The organism is Synechococcus sp. R55.7, assembly GCF_047461955.1.
Classification (GTDB): domain Bacteria; phylum Cyanobacteriota; class Cyanobacteriia; order Thermostichales; family Thermostichaceae; genus Thermostichus.
On the sequence record NZ_JANSIC010000302.1, the window covers coordinates 1 to 2,198 of the forward strand.

Genomic DNA, 2,198 nt, shown 5'->3' on the forward strand with positions numbered 1-2,198 from the left:
AGTGGGCGTGGGTGTCGGAGTTGGTGTTGGCGTCGGAGTAGGAGTGGGCGTGGGTTCTGGAGTCGGGGTGGGCTCCGGTGTCGGAGTTGGGGTAGGGGTGGGCTGGGGCTGGACGATGGCCAGGGCCTCTTCGGCTTTTAGCTCCCCCCGAACCAGCTTGGAGAGGGTATCTTGGCCGCCAGGGGTGTAGGTGATCTCGCGGGCGGCGCTGTTGAACACATTGCGGATGGGATCCCCTTTGCTGTCCACCAGTTCCAGCACCATCACATTGCGACCGGGCCTGAAGCCCTTCAGATAAAAAGACTCCCAGCGATCCAGCAGGCCGGATTGGCCGTTGAGGGTGTAGCGGATCCGCCAGTCCCGTGGCAAGTCACTCAACAGGCTCTCCCGCACCGGGGCATTGGCCAGCCAGAAATCCACCAAGATTGGCTCGGCCCCGTAGCTGCCTGTGGGGCGGTTGTAGGTGAGCAGGGGCAGTTGCGGCTGTGGCACGTACTCGGGGGTGGGAGCTAACACGTGAAAGCTGACCTGGGCATAGGCTTCAGAGTTTTTGAAGCTCTCGTGCCAGGGTTTGCCGGCAAACACCCGCAGAGTATGGGATCCCGGCTCCAAATCCTTGAAAACGAGGGGAGCATCGGCATCGTAATGGGCGATGTAGGGCCGGTTGTCCAGCACCACGTGCAGATGAGGGCCAAGACCCAATTGCGGATCTTGGAAAAGCGGATACCCTTGCACCGCGAAGCGAACGGTTACCTGCCGCTCTGGCAACACCTCACCTGGCTTGGGGCTGAGGATCTGAACTTGCGGGCGACAATACTGCAAATGGGCATCCAGCTTGGCAATCTCCGGGGGAACCGGCACGCGCTCTAGCTGGGGAAGCTGTTCCTGCGGGGGTTTAGGCGGGGATCCCCCACAAGAGGCCAAAACGAGGGCGGTCAACAGACAGATCCACCATCTCAACAACCCCCACCTTCTCAACCTGGCATTTCCCGCGTGTTCTTGCATGAGCCTTACATCCCAATGCTCTTTGTATCCTGCCGAGCCGCAGACAAGCCATCCCCACATTACCAGCATGTGTCCTTTGGGGAAGATCCCTTCCCCCGCCCTAGAATGGGATCAACTGGCCTGGCTCAAGCCGGGTCGGAGACACTTTTGAGGTCGTGTATGGCTCTGTTGGCGATAACAGCTCTTGCGGGCATGGATCTGGCCCAGTGGCAAGCTCTGCTCAACAACGTGGCGTTTGCCATTTCTCTGGGGGCCATGCTGTTCTACTGGGGTGGGGCAGCTTTTCCCCAGGTGCAGCTTTTGGCCGAATTGGGCCTAGCGGGGATGATCGGGGCAAACTTGACGATGGCCGCCCTGTTGACGGCCCGCTGGATCGATGCAGGCTACTTCCCCTTGAGTAATCTGTACGAGTCTTTGTTTTTCCTGGCCTGGGGGATCACCGCTTTGCACCTGCTGGCCCTCCACTGGAGCCGCAGCCGCTGGGTGGGGGTCATGACTGCCCCAGTTGTAACCGGGATCGTAGCCTTTGCTGCCTTGGTGCTGCCGGAAGATATGCAGGTAGCCCAGCCCCTCGTGCCGGCTTTGCAATCCAACTGGCTGATGATGCACGTGACTGTGATGTTGCTGGCCTACGCGGCGCTGCTGGTGGGATCCCTTCTCTCCATCAGCTTTCTCATCGTCACTCGCGGTCAGGAAGTGCATCTCAAGGGCAACTCCCTCGGCCTGCAATTTCGCCCTCCCCAACCCCAAACCCATCCCGAATGGGCGGAAGCCACCCTGCCTTCCCCGGCTTCAGAACTGGCCTACGCCGGCCTCCGCTCCCCCCGTCCTGCCCCCTCGTCGGCTGAGCTCCCTCCCCAACCGGCCCCAGAAGGGATCCCCTGGCAACGGCTGAGCCTGGCAGAAATCTTGGACAACACCAGCTACCGGCTGATCGGGCTGGGGTTCCCCCTGCTCACCATCGGCATTATTGCCGGCGCCGTTTGGGCCAACGAAGCCTGGGGTACCTACTGGAGCTGGGATCCGAAAGAAACCTGGGCTTTAATTACCTGGTTGGTCTTTGCCGCCTATTTGCACGCCCGCATCACCAAAGGCTGGCAAGGCAGACGCCCCGCCCTCTTGGCCAGCTTGGGTTTTGGAGTGGTTTGGGTATGTTACCTGGGGGTCAACTTTCTGGGCAAAGGCTTACACAG

Annotated in this window: 1 protein-coding gene and 1 pseudogene; one reads left to right on the forward strand and one right to left on the reverse strand. The window is 60.6% G+C overall.

All coding sequences use genetic code 11. From position 1 onward, the window contains the following. Positions 1-939, reverse strand: a pseudogene (locus tag NW820_RS11945) (hypothetical protein); the annotation flags it as partial. Positions 940-1,197: 258 nt separating this feature from the next. Here NW820_RS11945 and ccsB point away from each other — a divergent pair. Next, a partial coding sequence (gene ccsB, locus NW820_RS11950) for a c-type cytochrome biogenesis protein CcsB (RefSeq protein WP_414407594.1) occupies positions 1,198-2,198 on the forward strand: 1,001 nt, incomplete at its 3' end.